2 protein-coding genes are annotated in these 3,173 nt (G+C 58.3%); both read left to right on the top strand.

The features are described 5' to 3' along the window. The coding region (locus tag AC6EJC_RS26750; protein ID WP_444956510.1) for a condensation domain-containing protein at positions 1 to 1,979 on the top strand (1,979 nt) is incomplete at its 5' end. Positions 1,980 to 2,133: 154 nt separating this feature from the next. Continuing rightward, positions 2,134 to 3,173: AMP-binding protein (locus AC6EJC_RS26745; RefSeq protein WP_444956509.1), on the top strand; the 1,040-nt coding region annotated here is incomplete at its 3' end.

The following is a 3,173-nucleotide window of genomic DNA, read 5'->3' as shown; positions in this document are numbered from 1 at the left end:
GGTGGATGGAGGACGGGAACGTGGACTTCATCGGCCGGATCGACAACCAGGCGAAAATCCGGGGCTACCGGATCGAGACGGGCGAGATCGAGTCGCAGCTGCTGCGGGTGGAAGGCGTGTGCGAAGCGGTGGTGCTGGTTCGAAGTGACGCGAACGGGCAGAAGGCGCTATGCGCGTATTACACGCCGGATACCGGAGCGGAGCTGGCGGTGAACGATCTGCGCAGCGCGCTGGCGCAGGAGCTGCCGGGCTACATGATCCCGTCGTACTTCGTGGAGATGGAGCGCCTGCCTCTGACGCCGAACGGAAAGATTGACCGGAAGGCGCTGCCGGCGCCGGAAGGGGAAGCGGGAAGCGGAACGGAGTACGTCGCACCGCGCAATGAGCTGGAAACGAAGCTGGCGGCGATTTGGCAGGAGGTGCTGGGGCTTGCGAAGGAGATTGGCGTTCACGACAACTTCTTCGACATCGGCGGCCACTCCCTGCGAGCGACGACGCTGGCGGGCAAGGTATTTAAGGAATTAAACGTCAATCTGCCGCTGCGCGAAGTATTCCGTCACTCGACGATTGCGGCGATGGCCGAGGCGATCGCCCGGATGGAACGGCGGGAGCATGAGGCCATTCCTCAAGCGGAGGAGAGAGAGTACTACCCTCTGTCCTCCGCGCAGAAACGGCTGTTCATTCAGCACACGCTGGATGGAGCGGATCAGCTTTACAACATGCCGGAGCTGGTGCAGGTGGAAGGCGAGTTTGACTTAGACCGGTTGGAAGCCGCCTTGCAGAAATTGATAACACGGCATGAATCGCTGCGCACCGGTTTTGAAATCGTGAAGGCCGAAGCGGTTCAGCGGATTTACCCGCAGGTCGATTTTGCTATCGAGCATCATCAAGCGGATAAAGAAGATGCGGCTCAAATCGAGCAGATCGTCCGCAGCTTCGTTCGTCCGTTTGATCTCGGCAAGCCGCCGCTGCTGCGCGCCGGGGTCATCGAGCTGGAGCCGAACCTGCATATTCTCCTTTTCGACATGCACCATATGGTGTCCGACGGCGTATCGATGGCGATTGTGATCGATGAGTTCTCGAGTTTCTACGCCGGGGAAGAACTGCCGCCACTGCGCATTCAATACAAGGATTATGCCGTTTGGCAGCAGTCGAAGGCCCACCGAGAGCGGATCGGGCGGCAGGAAGCGTACTGGCTGCAAACCTTCGAAGGCGAGCTGCCGACGGCGGACCTGCCGATGGACTACGAACGGTCTGCGGCTCGTAGCTACGAAGGCGCGCATCTGGAGTTCGACGTCGAAGCTTCTCTCTCTGCGCGGTTGCGCGAATTGGCGGCCGAGCGTGAAAGCACGCTGTTCATGGTGCTGCTCGCGGCTTATACCGTGCTGCTGTCCAAATACAGCGGGCAGGAGGACTTGGTCGTGGGCACCCCGGTGGCGGGAAGAACGAATGCCGATTTGGAACCGGTCATCGGGATGTTTGTCAATACGCTGGCGATCCGCAATCGTCCGTCGGGCGACAAAACGTTCTTGTCCTACCTGGAAGAAGTGAAGGAAACGGCTTTGGGTGCTTTCGAGAACCAGGATTATCCATTCGAGGAGCTCGTGGAGCGTTTGAATGTGAAGCGGGAGCCGGGCCGCTTCCCGCTGTTCGATGCCGTTTTCGACTTGCAAAATATCGAAGAACGAGACGCCGAGCTGGAAGGGGTCAGCCTGAAGACTTACGAGCTTGACCATTTGGAAGAAGCGAAGTTCGATCTGACGCTGTTTATGTATGAAAACAACGGGGCGCTGAGCGGGGGCTTCTTCTACGCCACCAAGCTGTTCAAAGAAGCGATGATCCGCACCTTGACCGAGGATTACCTGCGGGTACTGTCTCAAATTGCGGAAAATCCACAACTCGAGCTAAGCCGGATTGAATGTCATAAACCGGCGGCAGGCGCAAAGAGTGCCGTCGATACGATCGAATTCGCGTTCTAATCCTACAAGCGCGCCTCCGCCGTCAAGTGAAAGCGGCGCGCATCCCAAGGAAGACGGCGAACAACGTCCAAGCCCGTAAACGCGCAGGCCGAAAGCAAGCTTTTTCGGACCTGCGCCGGGGCATGCGGTCACTTCATTTTTAGGGGAGGTACAAATGAAATCTTTGTTTGAAAAGGAAGAACGGTACTGGAGCGGCAAGTTTGACGCCGATGACAGCCTGAGCTTCCTTCCCTACAGTCAATCCTCCAAATTATCCGCCGACGGGGAAGCTGCGGCCGAGCCGGGCTTGCTTCACCGTACTCTGCCGAGCGAACTCTCGGAGAGAATCATTTGCCTCGCCAACGGTTCGGATTTGGCTTTGTACATGATTGTTTTGGCAGGAGTAAAAAGCCTGCTGTTCAAGTATACCGGGCGGGACCAAGTGCTGGTCGGCATGCCTTCTTATAGCGCAGACCCCGACGGGACTCCGCCGCCGCATGACATCTTGGTGGTCAAGACGTCCGTAAGCCGCCAGACTACGCTGAAAACGCTGCTCGGGGGCATCAAAGCCTCCATCGGCGAGGCGCTGGAGCATCAGCACCTGCCTTTTCGGAAAATGGTGGAGCCGCTCCATCTGGACTATACGGGGGACGGCCTCCCGGTCGTCAACACCGTCGTATCCTTCGCCCCGATTCATCCGGAACCGCTGGGTAACCGGGTGGCGGCCGATACGGTTTTTCGCTTCGACCGCCAAAACCACTCCATCGAGATGGAAATAAGCTTTGACGGGCAGCGTTACGAGCGGGCATTTGTGGAACAGGCGGCCGACCATCTTGTTAGGCTGCTGTCCGTGCTTTTATTTCAGCCGGATCTGGAGCTTGGACAAGCCGATGTGCTGTCCCCAGACGAGAGGGAGACGCTGCTGAAGCGATTTAATGACACCGAAACCGAGTTCGAGCGGGGGAAAACGATTTACGGCTTGTTCGAAGAACAGGCGGAGCTTTACCCGGACAACGTGGCCGCCGTCATGAACGAGCGGCAACTGACCTACCGCGAGCTGAACGAGCGATCCAACCGCCTTGCGCGGAAGCTGCGGGAGACGGGAGTAGAAGCGGACCAGCTGGTAGCGATTCTGGCCGAACGCTCGCTCGATATGGTTGTCGGCATTCTGGCGATTCTCAAAGCGGGCGGAGCATACGTGCCTGTCGATCCCGA

The sequence above is a fragment of the Paenibacillus sp. TY11 genome (assembly GCF_059772165.1).
This window is presented reverse-complemented; position numbering and strand designations above follow the sequence as displayed.